The following is an 18,820-nucleotide window of genomic DNA, read 5'->3' as shown; positions in this document are numbered from 1 at the left end:
GCGGAGTCGGGGGCGGACACGCCGTGCGTGACGGGGGTGGCGCGGCGTGTCGCCGGTCGACTCCGCATGACGGTACCTCGACGCACCCTGTCCGGGGGCGGTTGGACCCGTCCATCCTCGATCGGCCTGACCCGGCGCGGCGGGTTCGGGCGCGACCGCCCCGGGTGTCGCCGCCTGCGCCTAGGGTGAAGCCCATGGAATTCGGCATCTTCGTCCCGCAGGGCTGGCGTTTCGACCTCGTGGGGATCGACCCCGCCGAGCACTGGCGGGTGATGAACGCCCTCGCCCAGAGCGCCGACGAGGGCCCGTGGTCCTCGCTCTGGGTCTACGACCACTTCCACACCACCCCGGTGCCCAGCGTCGAAGCCACGCACGAGGCGTGGACGCTGATGGCCGCGTTCGCCGCCGTCACCGACCGCGTGCGCCTGGGCCAGATGTGCACGTGCATGGGCTACCGCAATCCGGCGTACCTCGCCAAGGTCGCCGCGACCGTCGACGCGATCTCCGGCGGTCGCGCCGAGATGGGGATCGGCGGCGGCTGGTACGAGCACGAGTGGAAGGCCTACGGCTACGGCTTCCCGCCCATCGCCGAGCGTCTCGGACGCCTGCGCGAGGGCGTCGAGATCATGCACCAGGCGTGGACCACCGGCGAGGCCACCCTGTCGGGGAAGTACTACGAGGTCGACGGCGCGATCGTGCAGCCGAAGCCGCTGCAGCCCGGTGGCATCCCCCTGTGGATCGCCGGCGGCGGCGAGAAGGTCACGCTCAAGATCGCGGCCAAGTACGCCTCGTACACGAACTTCGGCGGATCGCTCGAGGAGTTCGACCACAAGTCCGAGGTGCTGCGCGGACACTGCGAGGCCCTCGGTCGCGACGCGGGCGAGATCACCCGCTCGACGAACTTCAACACGATCGTGGCCGAGACCGAGGCGGAGGCCGACGAGCGGCTGGCCGCGGTCGTCGCGCGCCTCCGCCCGCACGTGGGTGATGAGCGGGCGGATGCCATCGAGGCCGACTACCGCTCGTCCGACGCCTTCGGCACGCCCGAGCAGATCGTCGAGCGCCTGCGTGAGCGCGCCGCCCACGGTCTCGGCTACGCGATCCACTACTTCCCCGAGGCCGCGTACGACACCTCGGGCATCTCGCTCTTCGAGCGCGAGGTGGTCCGGCACCTCTGACGTCGGCCGCATGGCGCGCGTCGTCAGGATCCGTCGCCTCATCCGCCCGGGAGGCGACGATTCCCGGCGACTCACGCATCCCTCGGCGGGCGGGCCGACAGCACCGCGAAAAACGCCCGCTGCGCCGGGAAACGCTCGTGGGGAGCGTGTCTCGGCGCAGCGAGCGTTTATCGAGGGGGCGGGACGCGTCACGCGTCGCGGCGCGCGCCCTCCGACGGGGTTACCGTGAACACGTTCGGGGTGCGGAAGCTGGATGCCGCGAACGCGGCCAGCACCGCATCGCTCGCCGCCGGGATGAGCCCGACGGGGATCAACGCGATCGCCGCCCCGCCGAAGCCGCCGCCGGTCATGCGCGCGCCGAGCGCACCCGACGCCAGCGTGGTCTCGACTGCGAGGTCGAGTTCGGGAACCGAGATCTCGAAGTCGTCGCGCATCGACGCGTGCGAGGCGACGAGCAGGTCGCCGATCGCTGCGGGACCGTCGGCGTCGAGGGCGGCGACGGTGTCGAGCACGCGCTGATTCTCGGTCACGACGTGGCGGACGCGGCGGAAGGTCACGTCGTCGAGGATCTCGGCGGCGCGCGGCAGGTCGTCGACGGTGAGGTCGCGCAGCGACGGGACGTCGAACGCCGCGGCCCCGCGCTCGCACGCCTCGCGGCGCTCGCGGTAGCCCCCGGTGGAGTGCGCGTGCTCGACGAGCGTGTCGACGACGAGGATCGCGAGCCCCGCGTCGGCGAAGCCGAGGGGTACGGCGCGGGTGTCGAGCGTGCGGCAGTCGAGGAACGTCGCCGCGTCCGCGACCCCGAGCATCGAGGCCATCTGGTCCATGATCCCGGTCGGGGCGCCGACGGCGTCGTTCTCGGCGATGCGGCCGACGCGGGCGAGCGCGACCTTGTCGAGGCCGGCGTTCCAGACGTCGTTGAGGGCGGATGCCACAGCCCCCTCGATCGCGGCCGACGACGACAGCCCGGCGCCCACCGGCACCTCCGAGGCCAGGGCGATGTCGACGCCGCGGGGGGTGGCATCCGGAGCTTCCCGCAGCAGCGCCCACGCCACACCCAGCGGGTAGCCGGCCCAGTCGAGGCCGCCCGCGGCGATGCGGTCGTCGAGGTCGGCGAGGGAGACCTCGACGGCGTCGGGCGCGAAGGTCGAGCGCACGCGGATCACGTCGTCGGAGCGCAGGGCGACGGCCGCGGCGGTGCGCTGCGCGATCGCGAAGGGGAAGACGAAGCCCTCGTTGTAGTCGGTGTGCTCGCCGATGAGGTTGGCGCGGCCGGGTGCCGACCACACCCCCACGGGCTCGGTGGCGAGAAGGGTGCGGGCGTCGTCGACGGCGGTCATGCCGTCACCTCCGGAACGGTGTCGAGGGCGGCGCGCAGGCGCTCGGCCTGCGACTCGGGGGTCACGTCGCCGATCCAGGCGCCCATGGCGGCCTCGGATCCGGCGAGGTACTTCAGCTTGTCGGCGGCGCGACGGGGCGAGGTGATCTGCAGGTTGAGGCGCACGGCATCCCGGCCCCGTCCGACCGGCGCCTGGTGCCACGCGGCGATGTAGGGGGTGGGGGTGTCGTACAGCGCGTCGATGCCGCGCAGCAGTCGCAGGTAGAAGGGCGCGAGCTCGTCGCGCTCGGCGTCGGTCGTCTCGGCGAGGTCGGCCACGTGGCGGTGCGGCAGCACGTGCACCTCGATGGGCCAGCGGGCGGCGAACGGAACGAACGCCGTCCAGTGCTCACCGCGCAGCACGACGCGCTCGCCGGCCTGCTCGAAGTCGAGGATGCGGGCGAACAGATCGGCGGAGGTGCGCGAGATCGTGTCGAGCAGGCGGTGCGTGCGGGGGGTGACGTACGGGTAGGCGTAGATCTGGCCGTGCGGGTGGGGGAGGGTGACGCCGATCTCCTGCCCGCGGTTCTCGAACGGGAACACCTGACGGATGCCGGGCAGCGCCGACAGTGCCGCGGTCCGGTCGGCCCACGCCTCGATGACGGTGCGGGCGCGGGTGCGCGAGAGGGATCCGAACGAGCCCTCGTGCTCGGGGCTGAAGCACACGACCTCGCAGCGGCCGACCGAGGTGCGGGTGCGGCCGAGGCCGAGGTGCTCGAGGTCGTCGTCGCCGCGCGGCGGGTCGACGGCGGCCGGCACGTCGGCGGTCGCCGTGTCGAGGGCGGGGCCGAACGACGGCGACTTGTTCTCGAACACCGCGACGTCGTAGAGCGAGGGGATCTCCGACGGGTTCGTCGGCGTCTGCGGCGACAGCGGATCGAGGTGCGCGGGGGGCAGGAACGCGCGGTTCTGACGATTGGATGCCACGGTGATCCAGTCGCCGGTCAGGATGTCCTGGCGCATGGTCGCCGTCGTGGGGCGCGGGTCGAGCGTGCGGGCGTCGACCGCGCGCTCAGCGCCGAGCGTCGTGTCGGGGTCGTCGAAGTAGATGAGTTCGCGGCCGTCGGCGAGGCGGGTGGGTCGCTTGACGACTCCGGCCCCGAGGGGCACCGCGGTGAGGCTGTCCGTGTTCACGATAACACGCTACATCCGGGGCGTGATATCGTCAACACGGAGGGGGAGCGATGCGCGTATCGATGGCCGACGTGGCCGAGAGGGCCGGAGTTTCGGCGCAGACCGTGTCGCGCGTGGCCAACGGCAGCCCCCGCGTCGATCCCGCCACCCGGGTCCGGGTCGAGAAGGCCATGGCCGACCTCGGGTACCGCATGCATCGCGCTGCACGCGCGTTGCGCACCGGTCAGACCTCCACCATCGGCCTCGTCGTGTCGACCCTCGCCTCCGTCGGCAACTCCCGCATGCTGCAGGCCATCTCCGAAGCCGCCGCAGCCCGTGACTACGCGCTCGCCGTGGTGACGGTGGGGGAGCGCGGCATCTACGACGCCTTCGCCCGATTGCGCTCGCAGGGCGTCGACGGAGCCGTCGTGCTGAACGAGGCGACCGAGCTCGCGCGCGACACCCAGCCGCCCGCCGATCTGCACCTCGTCGTGGTCGACTCCCCGCCCGACGAGCGCTTCTCGATCGTGCAGACCGATCACGCCGGCGGGGCGCGCGCCGCGACGCGATACCTGCTCGAGCTCGGTCACTCCACGGTGCACCACCTCGCCGGGCCCGCGCGCTCGTTCGCCGCCGCGGAGCGCGAGCGCGGCTGGCGCGAGGCGCTCGCCGATGCGGGGGTCGTCGCGCCCGAGCCGGTCCGCGGCGACTGGACTTCGGCATCCGGTCATCTCTCGGTCTCGGAGCTGCTCGAGGCCACGGCGATCTTCGTCGCCAACGACCAGATGGCCCTCGGTGCCCTCCGCGCCCTTGCCGACGCGGGCCGGCGCGTTCCCGACGACGTCTGCGTCGTCGGGTTCGACGACGTCGCGGATGCCGCGGAGTTCCGCCCGCCCCTGACCACGGTGCGCCAGGATTTCGACGCCCTCGGTCGGCGCGCCGTCGCAGCGCTCGTCGGCGCGATCGAGGGCGGGGCGCCGGTCGCCGAGACGGTGCCCGCCACGGTGATCGTGCGCCGGAGCACCGTGGAGGTCTGATGCGCGGCGGGCCGGGTTCTCGGCCGAGTCGCCCCGGGGCGTGGAGTGCGCCTCGGCCAATGCGAACGGCGGCTCTTCGAAGGGCGTGAGCCTCTGTCGTGGAGCCTGTGTTCCGCCGGGCCGGAGTCCCGGGCGCGCGCCGTCAGCGCGGCTCGCGCCACCCGCGCTCGAAGATCCGGAAGCCCGCCTCGATGGTCGCGGCGGCGTCGTCGTGCTCGAAGGCGAGGATCTGCAGCTGCAGCGCCATCCGCGCGTAGACGCGGGTCTCGGCATCCGGCTCGCTCTGGCCGGTCGTCTCGGCGATGGCCGCGGCGAGGGCATCCTCGTGGCGCAGCCACATGCGCGAGGCGTAGTCGCGCAGCGCGGGGGTGTCGGTGATGAGCTGCATGAACTGCCGACGGTGCGCGCCCGTGGGATCGAAGGCGAGGCCGATGAGCTCGCGCCGGTAGAGGTCGCGCAGCGCGTCAGACACCGACGTGCCTTCCGGGCGGTCGCGCACGGCCGCGACGAGCATGTCGCGCTGGGCGTCGTCCTCGTCGAAGACGAGCGCCTCCTTCTGCGGGAAGTGCGCGAAGACGGTCGTGGGTGACACGTCGGCGGCGTCGGCGACCTCGCGGATGCTGACCTCGTCGAAGCCGCGCTCGACGAAGAGCTGCGTCGCGGCGTCGGAGATGGCCTTCCGCGTCGCGGCCTTCTTGCGTTCGCGGCGTCCGAGATCTGCGCTCATGGACACACTCTACCGGCGTCGCTCCATAACTGTATTGACACCAAACCTGGTACGAGTACAGTTACGGCGTGACTACGACTTCCTCCCCCACCTCCCTCCCCGTCCGCGACGGCCGTCGCGCGTGGACCATGCTCATCGTCCTCACGACCCTCACCACCGCGGGCATGACCGTCGTGCTCCCGGTGCTGCCCTTCGTGGTGCTCCGTTACGTCTCGAACCCGACCGACCTCGCCGTCTGGGTCGGCATCCTCGAGACCGTCAACGCCCTCTGCGCGTTCCTCGTCGCCCCGTTCCTCGGTCGCATCTCCGACCGCTTCGGCCGTCGGCCCGTCATCATCGTCGCCGGGTTCGGCGCCGCCCTCGGCTTCCTGCTCTTCGGCATCGGGGGCGCCCTCTGGGTGCTGCTGCTCGGGCGCATCGTGCAGGGGGTGACCGCGGGCGACCTCCCTGCGCTCTTCGCCTACCTCGCCGACATCACCCCGCCCGAGAAACGTGCGCGCCGCTTCGGCGTCCTCGGGGCGACGGCCGGCATCGGCACGATGGTCGGCCCCGCTCTCGGCGGCACGCTCGCCGCGATCGACGTCGACCTGCCGGTGTTCGTCACCGCGGGCCTCGCGCTGACGGTGGCCATCCTGAGCATCTTCCTGCTGCCCGAGAGCCTCGCCCCCGACAAGCGGATCGCCGCCCTCGATCTGCGCGCGGTGCATCCGTTCGCGGTGTTCCGCGGCGTCTTCCGCCGGCCGGAGTTGCGGGGGCTCATGGTCGGCCTGATCCTCGTGGGCCTGCCGTTCGGCTTCTTCGTGAACAACTTCAGCGTGCTCGCCCTCGACGCCATCTCGTGGAGTCCCACCGCGATCGGCCTGCTCACCGCGTGCGTCGGCGTCATCGACATCGCGATCCAGGGCGTCCTGCTCGGGTTCCTCCTGCCGCGCATCGGCGAACGGGGCGTGGTGGTCAGCGGCATCGTGACCCAGGCGATCGGTCTGGTCGCGCTCGCGGGGGTCGCGTCGATCCTCGCGCAACCGTGGCTGTTCGTCGTGGGTGCGCTGACGCTCGCCGCGGGCCAGGGGGCCGCGCAGGCCACCATGGACGGGTTGCTCTCCAACGCCGTCGGCGACGACGAGCAGGGCTGGATCGCGGGAGCCGCGCAGTCGCTCAACGCCGCGGTCGGGACGGTCGCGCCTCTGCTGGCGGGTCTGCTCTACGCCCACGTCGCCCACGCGGCGCCCTACGTCCTGGGCGCGGGGCTCATGGTCGCCGCGGCCGTGGTCATCTCCCGGGCGCGCCTGTCGAGCCCGTCACTGAAGACGAAGGCGGATGCCCTGACGTCGCTGCCGGCCGCGGGGTGAGGCGCCGCGCCGCGTGCCACCCTCCCCGGGTTCGGGGCGCATTCCCCCGTCCGGGGCGCGAGGATGACGCCCCAGGGGAAGGATCGCGCCCCGAACGCGCGAAAGCGCCCGGAAATGCCGAACGCCCGCGGATGCCGGAGCATCCGCGGGCGTCGCCGGGGGAGAAGGCGTTACTTCTTCACGGGGATGGACTGCGACTCCAGGGCGCCGATGGTGGCATCCTGGCCCTTCTGCAGGGCGTCGGCGAGGGTGCCGCTGCCGCTGACCGCGGCCTTGAAGCCGTCGGAGACGTCGGCGTAGGTCTTGGTCATCGTCGGGCCCCACACGAAGTCGGGGGTGACCTCGGTCGCGGCCTTGGCGAAGACGTCGTAGATTTTCTGACCGCCGTAGAACTCCACGCCCTGCGTGAGCGAGGGGAGCTTCAGACCCTCGGTCGTGGCGGGGTAGATGTTGGCCTCTTCGTTCAGCGCGGTCAGCGCCTCCTCCGAGGTGTTCAGCCACAGGGCGAACTTCGTCGCCTCGTAGGGGTGCTCGCTGCCCTTGAGCACGGCGATCGACGATCCGCCCCAGTTGCCCGAGACCGCGTCGCCCGCGTTCCACTGCGGCAGATCGGCCACGGCCCAGCCGCCGGCGGTGTCGGGAGCGCCGCTCGAGATCGAGTTCGCGCCCCAGACGGCGGAGTTCCAGGTCCAGACCTGGCTGGAGTTGTAGGCGTTGTTCCACTCGTCGGTCCACGCGGGGTAGGTCGAGACGAGGTCCTGGTCGATGAGCGACTGCCAGTAGTCGGCGACCTTCTCCGACGCCGGGTCGGTGAGCGAGACGGTCCAGCCGTCCGCGTCGTTGCCGAACCACTGTCCACCGGCCTGCCACACGAAACCGGCGAACTGGTTGATGTCGGACTGCGAGAAGTTCGTGATGTAGCCGCCGAGCGCGCGGATCTTCTTGGCGGCCTCGGTGTACTCGTCCCACGTGGTGGGGATCGCGATGCCGTTCTTTTCGAAGAGATCCTTGCGGTAGAACAGCGCCATCGGGCCGATGTCCTGCGGGATGCCGTAGACGGCCCCGTCTTCGCCGAGGGCGACCTGGTTCCAGGCCCAGCCGACGAACTGGTCCTTCGCGGCGACCACGTCGGAGCAGCCGGCGATGTTCTCGACGCCGTCCTGCACGAGGAAGTTCGGGAGGGCGTCGTACTCGATCTGGCCGAGGTCGGGGGCGTTGCCCGCCGCGATCTGGTTGAAGAAGTTCTGGTAGGTGCCGTTGTTGCCGTTTGGGCCGGTCTGCACCTTGACCTGGATGTCGGGGTTCTCCGTGTTCCACATCTCGACGACCTTCTCGATCCCGGGGATCCACGAGGTGAACTCGAGCGTGACGGGGCCGTCGGCGGGGGCGCAGTCGGCCGCGGCGGCGGCGTCGTCGCCGCTCCCGCTTCCGGCGCAACCGGCGAGGAGCAGAGCCGACAGGGCGACGCCGGATGTCGCCGCGAGGATTCTGTGCTTCATGGGAATGCCTTTCTCTGGGTGCCCGGACGCGCCGTTTGCGTCCGGGGTGGAGGCGGCCGGGGCCGCCGACGGGATCACTTCAGCGCGCCGGTCCCGAGACCGTTGCGCCAGAAGCGCTGGAGGAGCAGGAAGATGACGATGAGGGGGATGACCGACAGCAGTGCGCCGATGAGCACGAGGCCGCGCAGCTCGGGGATCTGGTTGAGCTGGTTGTTCCAGCCGTAGAGGCCGAACACCACGGGGAACAGCTCTTCGCTGCGCAGCATGATGAGCGGCAGGAAGAAGTTGTTCCAGATCGCGACGAACTGGAAGAGGAACATCGTGACCAGCGCGGGGCTCATCAGTCGCAGGCTCACCGTGAAGAACGTGCGGATCTCGCCGGCGCCGTCGAGGCGGCTCGCCTCGAGCAGCTCGTCGGGGACGGAGGATGCCGCGAAGATGCGGGCGAGGTACACCCCGAACGGGCTGACCAGCGAGGGCAGGAACACCGCCCAGAAGGTGTTGGTGAGCTGCACCTGGCTGAAGATGAGGAACAGCGGCAGGGCGAGGGCGGTCGCCGGCACCAGCACGCCGCCGAGTACCACGTCGAATACGAGCTCGCGGCCCGGGAAGCGGTACTTGGCCAGCGCGTAGCCGGCCATGGCGGCCAGCAGCGTGGCCACCGCTCCGCCGAGGCCCGCGTACAGCAGCGAGTTGCCGAGCCAGCGCAGGAAGATCCCGTCGCGGTAGGCGAAGAGGTCGCCGATGTTCGAGAACAGGCGCATGTCGGCGAACCAGAGCGGGTTCGTGGTGAGGATGTCGCCGGTGCTCTTGCTCGAGGCCACGAGCAGCCACCACAGCGGCAGCAGGAAGTACACCGTGAACACGGCCATGACGAGCATCGCCGAGGTGCGTGAGACGAGGGGTTCGCGGATCGCGCCCGAGCGCGGGGCGCCCGCGCGGGTGCCGAGGGGGCGACGGGAGGTGGTGACGGCGCTCATGCGTTGCCCTTCTTCTGCATCCACTTCATGAAGCCGAACGACAGCACGAAGGTGGTCACGGCCAGCACCACGGAGAACGCCGCGGCGAGGTTGGCGTTGGGGATGGATGCCGTGGCGTAGACGGTCATGTTGGGGGTGAACGTGCTCGTCACGGCAGAGCTGAACGAGCGGAACACCTGGGGCTCGGCGAGCAGCTGCAGCGTGCCGATGATCGAGAAGATCGCCGTCATCACGATCGCCGGGCGCACGAGCGGGATCTTGATCGACCACGCGATGCGGAACTGGCCCGCGCCGTCGAGGCGTGCCGCCTCGTAGATCTCGCTGGGGATCGACAACAGCGACGAGTAGATGATCAGCATGTTGTAGCCGACGTAGACCCAGGTGACGACGTTGGCGATCGACCAGAGCACGAGGTCGGCGCCGAGGAAGTCGACGTTCTTGGTCAGGGCCGTGAAGGGCGACAGGTTGGGCGAGAACAGCGAGCCCCACATGATCGCCGCGATGACGCCCGGCACCGCGTAGGGCACGAAGAACGCGAGACGGAAGAAGCGCTTGCCCTTCAGCAGGGGGGAATCCAGCAGCAGCGCGAAGATGAGCGCGAGGCCCAGCATGACGGGCACCTGCACCACGCCGAAGGCGAGCATGCGCAGCATCGACGCCCAGAACGCCTCGTTCTGGAACACCAGGGCGTACTGCGCGAGGCCGCCGAAGACGAGCTCGGCCTTGCCGAAGGTGCCCTCGCGGCGCACCACCAGCAGCGACTGCCCGATCGCGAACACGATCGGCAGCACGTAGAACAGCGCGAACAGCACCGCGAACGGAGCCAGGAGGATGACGATCGCGCTCTTGAACGGCACGCGCGCGCGGCGTGGCCGCGGTGCGTCCGAGCGGTCGGCCCGCGCGGGGGCGGGAGCGGTGGTGGTCACGAGGCCTCCTCGATGATGCGGACGGCACCACCGGCGACCGTGACGGGGCCGTCGACGCTCTCGCCGGTGAGGGCGTCGCGCCCGTGCGCCGCGATCTCGACCGACTCGGTGGTGTGGTTGATGACGAAGGTGAACGCCCGGTCCTCGCCGGCGCGGCGGACGACCTCGACTCCGGGGAGGGCGTCCACGGTACGGATGCCGGCGTCCCGGGCGATCCGCGAGAGCAGGTCGCGGTACGTCTCGGCGGCGGGCAGGGTGGCGAGGTACCAGGCGGACCCCGCCCCCACCGTGCGGCGGGTGCGGGCGGGCAGGCCTGCGGCGGGGCCGTCGACGAAGCGGGCGTCGACCTCCGCGTCGACGGAGCGCAGACGCTCCGACCACACCGAACCGATCGAGCCGTCGTCGAGGGCGACGACCTGGCCGGGGCCGAGCGGCGCGAACTCCTCGGAGACGATCCCGAGCAGGTCGCGGAACGCGCCCGGGTAGCCGCCGAGACGCACGCGGTCGCGCTCGTCGACGATGCCGCTGGCGAAGGTGATCACGGCCGTGCCGCCGTTCTCGACGAAGCGGGCGATCGCCTCGGCGTCGGCGTCGCGCACGAGGTGCAAGGCCGACACGACGACCAGGCGATAGGCCGACAGGTCCGCGGAGGCCGAGACGACGTCGGTCGAGATGCCGGCCGCGGACAGCGCCGCGTGCGCCGCGTGCACCTGGTCGAGGTAACGCAGGTCTTCGCTCGGGCGACCCTCGTTCTCGATCGACCACCAGCTCTCCCAGTCGAAGAGCACGGCGGCGTCCGAGGCCACGCGCGTTCCCGCGATCGGCTGGAGCCGGCGCAGGGTGCGGCCCACCTCGAGGACGCTGCGCCACTGCGCGGTGTCGGTGCCGGCGTGGGGGAGGAGGGCGGAGTGGAACTTCTCGGCACCCTGGGCCGAGGCGCGCCACTGGAAGAAGCAGATGCCGTCGGCGCCGCGGGCGACGTGCGACACGACGTTGCGCAGGAGCTCGCCCTCGCCCTTGGCGAGGTTGTGCGGCTGCCAGTTGACCGCTCCGGTCGAGGTCTCCATCAGCAGCCACGGCGTGCCCGCGGCGATGCCGCGCGTCAGGTCGGCCGCGAACGACAGTTCCGCGAGAGGGTCGGGGAGTCGACGGTCGAGGTAGTGGTCGTTGGAGATGACGTCCATGTCGCCCGCCCACGAGAAGTAGTCGAGCGCGCGGATGTGCGCGGTGACCATGAAGTTCGTCGTGACCGGGGCGGTGCTGCGCGCGCGGATGATCGCGGCCTCGGCGCGGTACAGCTCGAGCTGCTGGTCGGACGAGAAGCGCTGGAAATCGAGCAGCTGGCCGGGGTTGCGCAGCGAGAGGGCGGCCATCGGCGGCAGGATCTGGGCCCAGTCGCTGTAGCGCTGGCTCCAGAACGACGTCCCCCACGCCGCGTTGAGTGCGGCGACCGTGCCGTAGCGCGCGCGCAGCCACTCGCGGAAGGCGGCGGCACTGGCGTCGCAGTAGCACAGGGCGTTGTGGCATCCGAGTTCGTTCGACACGTGCCACATCGCCAGGGCCGGGTGGTCGGCGTAGCGCTCGACGACGCGACGGCTGAGCTCGGCGGCGTGGGCGCGGAAGACCGGCGAGCTCGGGCAGTAGGCCTGGCGCCCGCCGGGGAAGCGGCGCGTGCCGTCCTCGGCCACCGGCAGGATCTCGGGATGCCGCGTGGTCACCCACGGTGCCGGCGACGCCGTCGCGGTGCCGAGGTTCACCCGGATGCCGTGGGCGTGCGCGAGGTCCATGACCTCGTCGAGCTCGTCGAAGCTCCAGACCCCGTGGTCGGGGTTGATCCACGACCAGCCGAAGATGTTGACGGCCACGAGGTCCACGCCCGCTTCGCGCATGAGGCGCATGTCGTCGTCCCATACGGCGCGGTCCCACTGCTCGGGGTTGTAGTCGCAGCCGAACACGAGACCCTCGCGGGTCAGGGCGTCCAGAGCGGAGCCCTCGCGGATCGAGTCGGTCGCTCGATCGCTCTCGCGATCCAGCGGGGCCAGATGGTCGACGGCAAGCATCCGGTGGGCGCTCCTTTGCGGGGTTCTGTGAACGTGCACACACTCGCGATCGTGAAAGACGGGTCGGAATGTGTGAACGTGCACATACTGACACGGCGCTGCGCGGTCGTCAACTCCCCGCTGCCGATAGGCTGACCCTCATGACGCCTCCTCCGCCCGGGCGCCGGCGCAGCACGGTGCATGACGTGGCGAAGGCCGCGGGGGTGTCGCGGGGCACGGTGAGCCGCGTCCTCAACGGCGGCTACGTCTCCGATCACGCGCGCGAGGCCATCCAGTCGGCCATCCGCGAGGTCGGCTACGTCCCCAACAACGCCGCTCGCACGCTCGTGCGTCAGCGCACGCAGGCGGTCGGGTTCATCGTGCACGAGCCGCACTCGCTGTTCCTCGAAGACCCCAACATCGGCGGCATCATGCTCGGGGCGAACACCGCCCTGTCGCAGGCCGACTACCAGATGGTGTGCGTCGTCGTCGACACGGATCGCGACACCGACCGCGTCGCGCGCTACCTCAGCGGCGGCTTCGTCGACGGGGCGGTCATCGTCTCGGCTCGTCATCACGACCCCATCACCGACGTCGTCGAGCGTCTCGGGCTCCCGGTCGCCTACGTCGGCCACCCGCCGGGGATCTCGCGGCCCTGGGTGGGCATCGACAACCTCGGCGCGGCACGGGCGATCACCCGCAAGTTGCGCGAGACCGGCCGTCGCCGCATCGGGATGATCGCCGCCGCCCTCGACCGCGACTCCGGCAGCGACCGTCTCGCCGGGTTCCGCGAGGCCCTCGGCCCCGACTTCGACGAGAGCCTCGTCGAACCCGTGCCGCTATACGCCTTCGCCGACGGCGAGGCGGGAATGCGGCGTCTGCTCGAGCGCGCCCCCGACCTCGACGCCGTCTTCGGAGCGTCGGATGCCGTGGCCGCCGGCGCCGTTCAGGCCCTGCGCGCGGCCGGCCGGCGCGTGCCCGACGACGTCGGCGTCGTGGGCTTCGACGACAGCGCCTGGGCGCTGCGCACGGATCCGCCGCTCAGCACCGTCGACCAGCCCGCGGAGGGGCTGGGTGCGGCCGCCGCCGAGGCCGTGCTGCTTCAGCTGTCGGGCGGGGTCGCCGATGCCGGCGGCATCCTGCTGGACGCTCCGGTGGTCTGGCGCGCCTCGGCGTAGGCCTCTCTCAGACCCGTTCCCCGCTGTGCAAGCGGGCCCCCACGCACCTCGCCGTCACCGCACGCTCAGCTGCCAGGTCGCCGCGCATCCGCCGGGAACGTGCCGCCTCATCGCGCGTCGAGGCGGACGTCAGGGGTGGCGCCCCGACCCGGGGGTGCGCTCAGCCGACCGACCACGGCATGGGCCGGTCGGCGTCACGGGCGCTGTCGTCGGGGATGTGCGGCAGGGCCTCCCCTCCCGCGCGGATGCAGAGCCACCGCAACTCGCCGGGGCTCTCGGGGAGGGCGCGCCACACGCGCCACACCCCCTGGCCGACGCGGACGACGCTGCCGGGACCGACGTCGACCACGTCGTCGTCGAGACCCATCTGCCCGCGCCCCTCGAGGAAGACGTAGAGCTCCTCGACCCGGCCGTGCGTGTGCCAGTAGCCGGCATCCTCACCGGGCAGGAGGGCGTTCGCGGTCATGCCGATGAACTGCATCGCCAGCTCGTGATCGACCACGCGTCGTCCGTCGCGCGAGCGCTCCGGCACGAACCCGCCGAAGTGCTCGCGCCAGGCGTCCATCGCTCCGATGTCGGTGATCTCGTAGTCGCTCATCGTGTCCCTTTCAGTCGCCGGACGGAGACCCGCGCGAGGTGCCAAGAATCGTCGCTTCGAGAACTCCCTAGGCGACGAATTCTGGCACCTCACGCGGGGCTACTCCTCGAGCTGACCGAGCGACGGCGCCGCGACGAAGCGCGCCACGGCCTCGATCGCATGCTCGAGCTCGAGCACGACGATCTCGTTCACGCCGGCGCGGGTCGCCGGTCCCGGCACGTAGAGCGTGTTCTGCGGGACGTTGTTCCAGTAGCGGCCGAGGAAGAAGCCGTTGACGAACGCGAAGCCCTTGCCCCACGACGTCGTGTCGAGGAACAGATCCGCGGGCGCCTCGAGGTCGAACGCCCCGCGCAGGAACGCCCGACCGGCCTTCCCCGTGCCGGAGCCCTCGACGGTGTCGAGGTCGATCGGCGTGGCGGTCCATCCGGTCAGCGGGGCGCCGTTCACCGTCGCCGCGCCGATGAGCCCCTTCGCCTCGCCGAGCCGGTCGGCGTAGTTCACGCGTCCCTGATCCTCGACCAGCACCGTCAGTCGGGCGCCGGCGGGGATCATCAGCGAACGCTCGCGCAGTGCGCGCGAGAGGCGTCCCACGGCGACGCCGTCGACGTGCACCCAGGCGAGGTCGCGCACCTCGTCGAACACCAGTGCCGCGACCCCGGTGAACGACGGCAGGTCGACGTCGTACCGCACGAGGGGGCCGAGGTGGCCCAGTTGCTCGAAGGTGGCGGGGGAATCGGTGGGGGCCGCATCGGCGGGTGCCGGCATCCACTCGCCCTCGCCCGAGAGGGCGACCTCGAACACGGGCGCCTCGGGCCGGGGCGCGGGCACCAGGTCGGGCACGGGCGCGTACTTCGCGATGACCTCGCGGAACGCGTGGAACTTCGCCGTCGGGTGGCCCGACTCGTCGATCGGCGCGTCGTAGTCGTACGAGGTGACGATCGGGTCGAAGCGGCCCTTGTCGTTGGCGCCGTTGGTGGTGCCGAAGTTCGTGCCGCCGTGCACCATGTAGATGTTCACCGAGGCGCCGGCCGCGAGCAGCACGTCGAGATCGTGAGCGGATGCCGCGGGGTCGGTCGTGTGGTGGATGCTGCCCCACCAGTCGAACCAGCCGTCCCAGAACTCGCTGCACATCAGCGGCCCCGTGGTCTGGTGCTCGCGCAGGGTCGCCAGGCGCTCCTCCGAGCGCGATCCGAACGAGCCGGTGAGGTGCAGCTCGGGCAGGCTCCCCGCCTCGAGCATCCAGGGCATGGGCTGGTCGACGGTGGTCAGCGGCACGGTGATGCCGGCCTCCTTGGTCACCCGCACGAGTTCGTGCAGGTACTCCTTGTCGGAGCCGTACGCGCCGTACTCGTTCTCGATCTGCACCAGCACGACGTTGCCGCCGCGGTCGATCTGGCGGGGAGCGACGATCTCGTACACGCGGCGCAGGTACTGCGTCACCGCCTCCACGAACTGCGGCTCCGAGCGACGGATGCCGATCCCGGGCGTCGAGGTGAGCCACACCGGCAGCCCGCCGTTGTGCCATTCCGCGCAGATGTACGGTCCCGGGCGCACGATGGCGTGCAGCCCCTCCGCGGCGATCAGGTCGAGGAATCGACCCAGGTCGTTCCACCCCGTGGCATCCCATTCGCCCTTCACCGGCTCGTGCGCGTTCCACGCGACGTAGGTCTCGATGGTGTTCAGGCCCATCGCCTTGGCCGTGCGGATGCGGTCGGCCCAGTGCTCGGGGTGGATGCGGAAGTAGTGCAGCGTGCCCGAGATGACCTGGTGCGGTCGCCCGTCGAGCAGGAAGTCGGTCTCGCCGATGGTGAAGGTCGTCACGGTGTCTTTCGGGGTCAGTCGGTGAGGCGCGCGGTCAGGCGCACCCAGGCGAGGGCGGGGAGGGTGAAGCGCAGAATGCCGTCCGCACCGGCCTCGATGGCGAGCGGCGCGGGGGCGACGGGCTCGGCGCCCGCGGAGTTGGTGGTGTGGCGGTCGCCGCCCTCGGGGATCGTGACCACGACCGCCTCGACCTCGGCGACCGGCCCCAGGTCGAGCTCGACCGGGGTGGAGGCGTCCAGGTCGCGGTGGGCGAGGAAGACCGAGACGGCGTCACCGTCGACGGTCGCGACGGCGTCGACCGCGTCGACCTCGCCGTGGCGGGCCGTGTCGATGACGGCGCCCTCGATGCGGGGGAGGACGACCCGACCGGATGCCGCCTTCGCGGTGAGGGCGAACGGGTGGAAGGTGCTCTGGCGCCAGGCCGCACCGCCGCCCGGTTCGGTGCGGATCGGGGCGATGACGTTCACGAGCTGCGCGAGGTTTGCCATCGAGACCCGGTCCGACCGGCGGATGAGCGTGATGAGCAGGGAGCCGACGACGACCGCGTCGGTCACGGTGTAGTCGTCCTCGATGAGACGCGGGGCCACGGGCCAGTCGCCGGTGAAGACGCGGGGCTTGTCGACCTCGTTCCAGCGGGTCTGGTTCCAGACGTTCCACTCGTCGACGCTGATGCCGATCGTCCCGCCGTCGGGGGTCGTGGCGCCGACCTCGTCGATGATGTCGACGACGTCGGAGATGTAGCGGTCGAGGGCGGCGGAGCTGGCGAGGAAGCTCGCCGGGTCGGCGGGGTCCTCCTCGTAGTAGGCGTGCACCGAGATGTGGTCGACGAGGCCGGCGGTGTGGCGGAGAACGGTGCGCTCCCACTCGCCGAACGTGGGCATCTCGTGGTTCGAGCTGCCGGCGGCGACGAGCTCCACGTTCGGATCGATGAAGCGCATCATGCGCGCGGTCTCCGCGGCGAGGCGTCCGTACTCGTCGGCGGTCTTGTGGCCGATCTGCCAGGGCCCGTCCATCTCGTTGCCGAGGCACCAGAGGCGGATGCCGAACGGCTCGTCGCGTCCGTTCGCGCGGCGCCGGTCGCTCAGCGCCGTGCCGGAGGGGTGGTTCGTGTACTCGAGCAGGTCGGCGGCCTCGGCGACGCCGCGCGTGCCCAGGTTCACCGCTTCCATGACCTCGAGGCCCGCGGCATCCGCCCACTCGGCGAACTCGTGCAGACCCACCTGGTTCGTCTCGGTGCTGTGCCACGCGGCGTCCAGTCGCACGGGGCGCTCGTCGCGGGGCCCCACGCCGTCTTCCCACCGGTAGCCCGACACGAAGTTCCCGCCCGGATAGCGCACGACCGTGGCGCCGAGCTCGCGCACGAGCTCGAGCACATCGGCGCGGAAGCCCGCGGCGTCGGCGCTGTCGTGCCCGGGGGCGTGGATGCCGTCGTACACGCAACGGCCCATGTGCTCGACGAACGAGCCGAACAGGCGGCGGGGAACCTCGGCTCCGGCCGTGCGGCGGTCGACGGCGATGCGGGTGGGGGAGGTCATTCGGGTTTCTCCTGGTGGGAAGGGGAAGGGGCGGGCCGCATACGACAGATGCGACCCGCCCCGACGAAGGTGTTACTTGTTGACCGAGAAGCCCTGGTCGTTGCCGTACTGCACGAGCTGGTCCTGCCAGGTCGTCAGACCGGCGTTCAGGTCGCTCTTGTTGGCGTAGGCCTGGCCGACGGTGTCGCTGTAGATGCTGTTGGCGTAGACCTGGAAGGGCAGGTAGCTGAAGCCCTTCACCACGTCGCTCGACGCCTGGGTGAGCACCTGGTTGATCTGCTGTCCGCCGAAGTAGTCCGACGCCTTGTCGACGAAGGCGGGGTCGCTCAGCTGCGCGGTCGTGGAGGGGAAGCCACCCGACTCGGCGAAGATCTGCAGGCTCTCCTCGTCGTTGTTCAGCCACTTCAGGAAGCCGGCCGCGAGAGCGGGGTTCTTGCTCTGCTTGGTCACGGCCTGACCGCCGCCGCCGTTCTCAGCGGTCGCGGGCTGTCCGTCGTAGGTCGGGATGGGGGCCACGGCCCACTTGCCCGCGCCGTCTTCGACGGAGCTCTCGAGCACGCCGGGCATCCAGGCGCCGATCACGAGCGACGCGATCGAGCCGTCGCCGAGGCCCTTGAACCACTCGTCGCTCCAGCTGGGGGTGTCGGAGAGCAGGCCGCCCTCGATGAGACGGTTCCAGTTGTCGGCGAACTTCTTCGATCCGTCGTCCTGCAGGTCGATGGTGACGTCGGTGCCGTCGGCCGAGAAGGGCGTGCCGCCGGCCTGCCAGATCATGCTGGTGGTGAAGCCCGAGTCGCCGGTGTCGGCGGTGATGTACTTGGTCGGGTCGGCCGCGTGCAGCTTCTGCGCCGCGGCGTAGTACTCGTCCCACGTGGTGGGCACGGAGATGCCGTACTGGTCGAAGACGCTCTTGTTGTAGAACAGGGCCATGGGGCCCGAGTCCTGCGGGAGGCCGTAGATCTTGCCGTCGAAGTCGACCGAGCCCCACGGGCCCGACGCGTAGTCGCCCTCGAGGTCGCCGAAGCCGTAGGACGACAGGTCGAGCAGCGAGTCGGAGAGCGCGAACTGCGGGAAGGCGTAGTACTCGATCTGCACGACGTCGGGGGCGCCCGAGCCGGCCTTGATGGCGTTCTGGAGCTTGGTGTACTCCTCGGTGTTGGTGCCCGCGTTGACGTAGTTCACCTTGACGTTGGGGTACTTCTTCTCGAACGCGGCGACCTGCGCCTCGGCCGAGGGGGTCCACGACCAGTACGTGATCTCGCCGCCGGCCTCGAGGGCCTTCTCGATGTCGTCGGCCGAGCCGGCGGCTGCGCCGCCGGCGTTGCCGCCGGAGCACGCGGTGAGCGCGCCGACCGACAGAGCGGTGGCGGCTACGGCGAAGACGGTCCGCCGCACGGCGGAGCCCTTGCGCATGAATGTCATCGGATTCCTCTACTTCGTTGTTGTGGATGTGTTGCGGTTG

At 70.9% G+C, this 18,820-nt stretch carries 15 protein-coding genes; 4 read left to right on the top strand and 11 right to left on the bottom strand.

Annotated elements, in window-relative coordinates:
- Positions 1-194 precede the first annotated feature (194 nt).
- Complete coding sequence (locus Q0818_RS13840; RefSeq protein WP_298876029.1) at positions 195-1,178, top strand: LLM class F420-dependent oxidoreductase; 984 nt, start codon at positions 195-197, stop codon at positions 1,176-1,178.
- Between the two features lie 188 nt (positions 1,179-1,366).
- Here the strand turns inward: Q0818_RS13840 and galK are convergent, their stop codons facing one another.
- Entirely contained in the window at positions 1,367-2,518 is a 1,152-nt protein-coding gene (gene galK / locus Q0818_RS13835; RefSeq protein ID WP_298876026.1) for a galactokinase, read from the bottom strand.
- Positions 2,515-3,690: a galactose-1-phosphate uridylyltransferase gene (gene galT / locus Q0818_RS13830; protein ID WP_298876023.1), complete on the bottom strand. Its 1,176-nt coding sequence runs from the start codon at positions 3,688-3,690 to the stop codon at positions 2,515-2,517. Before galT ends, galK begins: the two co-directional genes overlap by 4 nt.
- A gap of 50 nt (positions 3,691-3,740) precedes the next feature.
- Here galT and Q0818_RS13825 point away from each other — a divergent pair, with 50 nt between their 5' ends.
- Positions 3,741-4,706 (top strand): LacI family DNA-binding transcriptional regulator, encoded by a 966-nt coding sequence (locus Q0818_RS13825; protein WP_298876020.1) that lies wholly within the window; start codon positions 3,741-3,743, stop codon positions 4,704-4,706.
- 142 nt (positions 4,707-4,848) lie between these two features.
- On the opposite strand, the gene Q0818_RS13820 is transcribed toward Q0818_RS13825, so the two are convergent.
- Positions 4,849-5,433 (bottom strand): TetR/AcrR family transcriptional regulator, encoded by a 585-nt coding sequence (locus Q0818_RS13820; RefSeq protein ID WP_298876018.1) that lies wholly within the window; start codon positions 5,431-5,433, stop codon positions 4,849-4,851.
- 68 nt (positions 5,434-5,501) lie between these two features.
- Between Q0818_RS13820 and Q0818_RS13815 the strand changes: the two genes are divergently transcribed.
- Entirely contained in the window at positions 5,502-6,782 is a 1,281-nt protein-coding gene (locus Q0818_RS13815) for an MFS transporter (RefSeq protein WP_298876015.1), read from the top strand.
- 170 nt (positions 6,783-6,952) lie between these two features.
- Here Q0818_RS13815 and Q0818_RS13810 read toward each other — a convergent pair whose 3' ends face one another.
- The 4 genes from Q0818_RS13810 to Q0818_RS13795 form a co-directional block, all read right to left on the bottom strand.
- On the bottom strand, positions 6,953-8,281 hold the full coding sequence (locus tag Q0818_RS13810) for an extracellular solute-binding protein (protein WP_298876012.1): 1,329 nt from the start codon (positions 8,279-8,281) through the stop codon (positions 6,953-6,955).
- A gap of 74 nt (positions 8,282-8,355) precedes the next feature.
- Positions 8,356-9,261, bottom strand: coding sequence for a carbohydrate ABC transporter permease (locus Q0818_RS13805; protein WP_298876009.1), 906 nt, complete (start codon positions 9,259-9,261; stop codon positions 8,356-8,358).
- Positions 9,258-10,187: a carbohydrate ABC transporter permease gene (locus tag Q0818_RS13800; RefSeq protein WP_298876007.1), complete on the bottom strand. Its 930-nt coding sequence runs from the start codon at positions 10,185-10,187 to the stop codon at positions 9,258-9,260. Before Q0818_RS13800 ends, Q0818_RS13805 begins: the two co-directional genes overlap by 4 nt.
- Positions 10,184-12,247 carry a beta-galactosidase gene (locus Q0818_RS13795; protein ID WP_298876005.1) on the bottom strand — a complete coding sequence of 688 codons (2,064 nt, stop codon included), beginning with the start codon at positions 12,245-12,247 and terminating at the stop codon, positions 10,184-10,186. Before Q0818_RS13795 ends, Q0818_RS13800 begins: the two co-directional genes overlap by 4 nt.
- A 140-nt stretch (positions 12,248-12,387) precedes the next feature.
- Here Q0818_RS13795 and Q0818_RS13790 point away from each other — a divergent pair, with 140 nt between their 5' ends.
- Complete coding sequence (locus Q0818_RS13790) at positions 12,388-13,404, top strand: LacI family DNA-binding transcriptional regulator (protein ID WP_298876003.1); 1,017 nt, start codon at positions 12,388-12,390, stop codon at positions 13,402-13,404.
- Between the two features lie 160 nt (positions 13,405-13,564).
- Here Q0818_RS13790 and Q0818_RS13785 read toward each other — a convergent pair whose 3' ends face one another.
- The 4 genes from Q0818_RS13785 to Q0818_RS13770 all read right to left on the bottom strand — a co-directional run bounded on the left by Q0818_RS13785 (position 13,565) and on the right by Q0818_RS13770 (position 18,780).
- The gene (locus tag Q0818_RS13785) at positions 13,565-14,002 is read right to left on the bottom strand and encodes a cupin domain-containing protein (protein ID WP_298876000.1); all 438 of its coding nucleotides are present in this window, start codon (positions 14,000-14,002) and stop codon (positions 13,565-13,567) included.
- A 99-nt stretch (positions 14,003-14,101) separates the two neighbouring features.
- The gene (locus Q0818_RS13780; protein ID WP_298875998.1) at positions 14,102-15,823 is read right to left on the bottom strand and encodes a beta-galactosidase family protein; all 1,722 of its coding nucleotides are present in this window, start codon (positions 15,821-15,823) and stop codon (positions 14,102-14,104) included.
- 14 nt (positions 15,824-15,837) lie between these two features.
- On the bottom strand, positions 15,838-17,358 hold the full coding sequence (locus tag Q0818_RS13775; RefSeq protein WP_298875996.1) for an alpha-L-arabinofuranosidase C-terminal domain-containing protein: 1,521 nt from the start codon (positions 17,356-17,358) through the stop codon (positions 15,838-15,840).
- A 72-nt stretch (positions 17,359-17,430) separates the two neighbouring features.
- On the bottom strand, positions 17,431-18,780 hold the full coding sequence (locus tag Q0818_RS13770) for a sugar ABC transporter substrate-binding protein (RefSeq protein ID WP_298875993.1): 1,350 nt from the start codon (positions 18,778-18,780) through the stop codon (positions 17,431-17,433).
- Positions 18,781-18,820 lie beyond the last annotated feature (40 nt).

This window comes from uncultured Microbacterium sp., assembly GCF_947489255.1.
Classification (GTDB): Bacteria; Actinomycetota; Actinomycetes; order Actinomycetales; family Microbacteriaceae; genus Microbacterium; species Microbacterium phycohabitans.
This window is presented reverse-complemented; position numbering and strand designations above follow the sequence as displayed.

Coding starts and splice junctions, on each gene's coding strand:
- Q0818_RS13790 (WP_298876003.1), top strand. CDS start 12,388: ATGACGCCTCCTCCGCCCGGGCGCCGGCGCAGCACGGTGCATGACGTG.
- Q0818_RS13775 (WP_298875996.1), bottom strand. CDS start 17,358: ATGACCTCCCCCACCCGCATCGCCGTCGACCGCCGCACGGCCGGAGCC.
- Q0818_RS13810 (WP_298876012.1), bottom strand. CDS start 8,281: ATGAAGCACAGAATCCTCGCGGCGACATCCGGCGTCGCCCTGTCGGCT.
- Q0818_RS13840 (WP_298876029.1), top strand. CDS start 195: ATGGAATTCGGCATCTTCGTCCCGCAGGGCTGGCGTTTCGACCTCGTG.
- Q0818_RS13825 (WP_298876020.1), top strand. CDS start 3,741: ATGCGCGTATCGATGGCCGACGTGGCCGAGAGGGCCGGAGTTTCGGCG.
- Q0818_RS13820 (WP_298876018.1), bottom strand. CDS start 5,433: ATGAGCGCAGATCTCGGACGCCGCGAACGCAAGAAGGCCGCGACGCGG.
- Q0818_RS13785 (WP_298876000.1), bottom strand. CDS start 14,002: ATGAGCGACTACGAGATCACCGACATCGGAGCGATGGACGCCTGGCGC.
- Q0818_RS13770 (WP_298875993.1), bottom strand. CDS start 18,780: ATGACATTCATGCGCAAGGGCTCCGCCGTGCGGCGGACCGTCTTCGCC.
- galK (WP_298876026.1), bottom strand. CDS start 2,518: ATGACCGCCGTCGACGACGCCCGCACCCTTCTCGCCACCGAGCCCGTG.
- Q0818_RS13805 (WP_298876009.1), bottom strand. CDS start 9,261: ATGAGCGCCGTCACCACCTCCCGTCGCCCCCTCGGCACCCGCGCGGGC.
- Q0818_RS13795 (WP_298876005.1), bottom strand. CDS start 12,247: ATGCTTGCCGTCGACCATCTGGCCCCGCTGGATCGCGAGAGCGATCGA.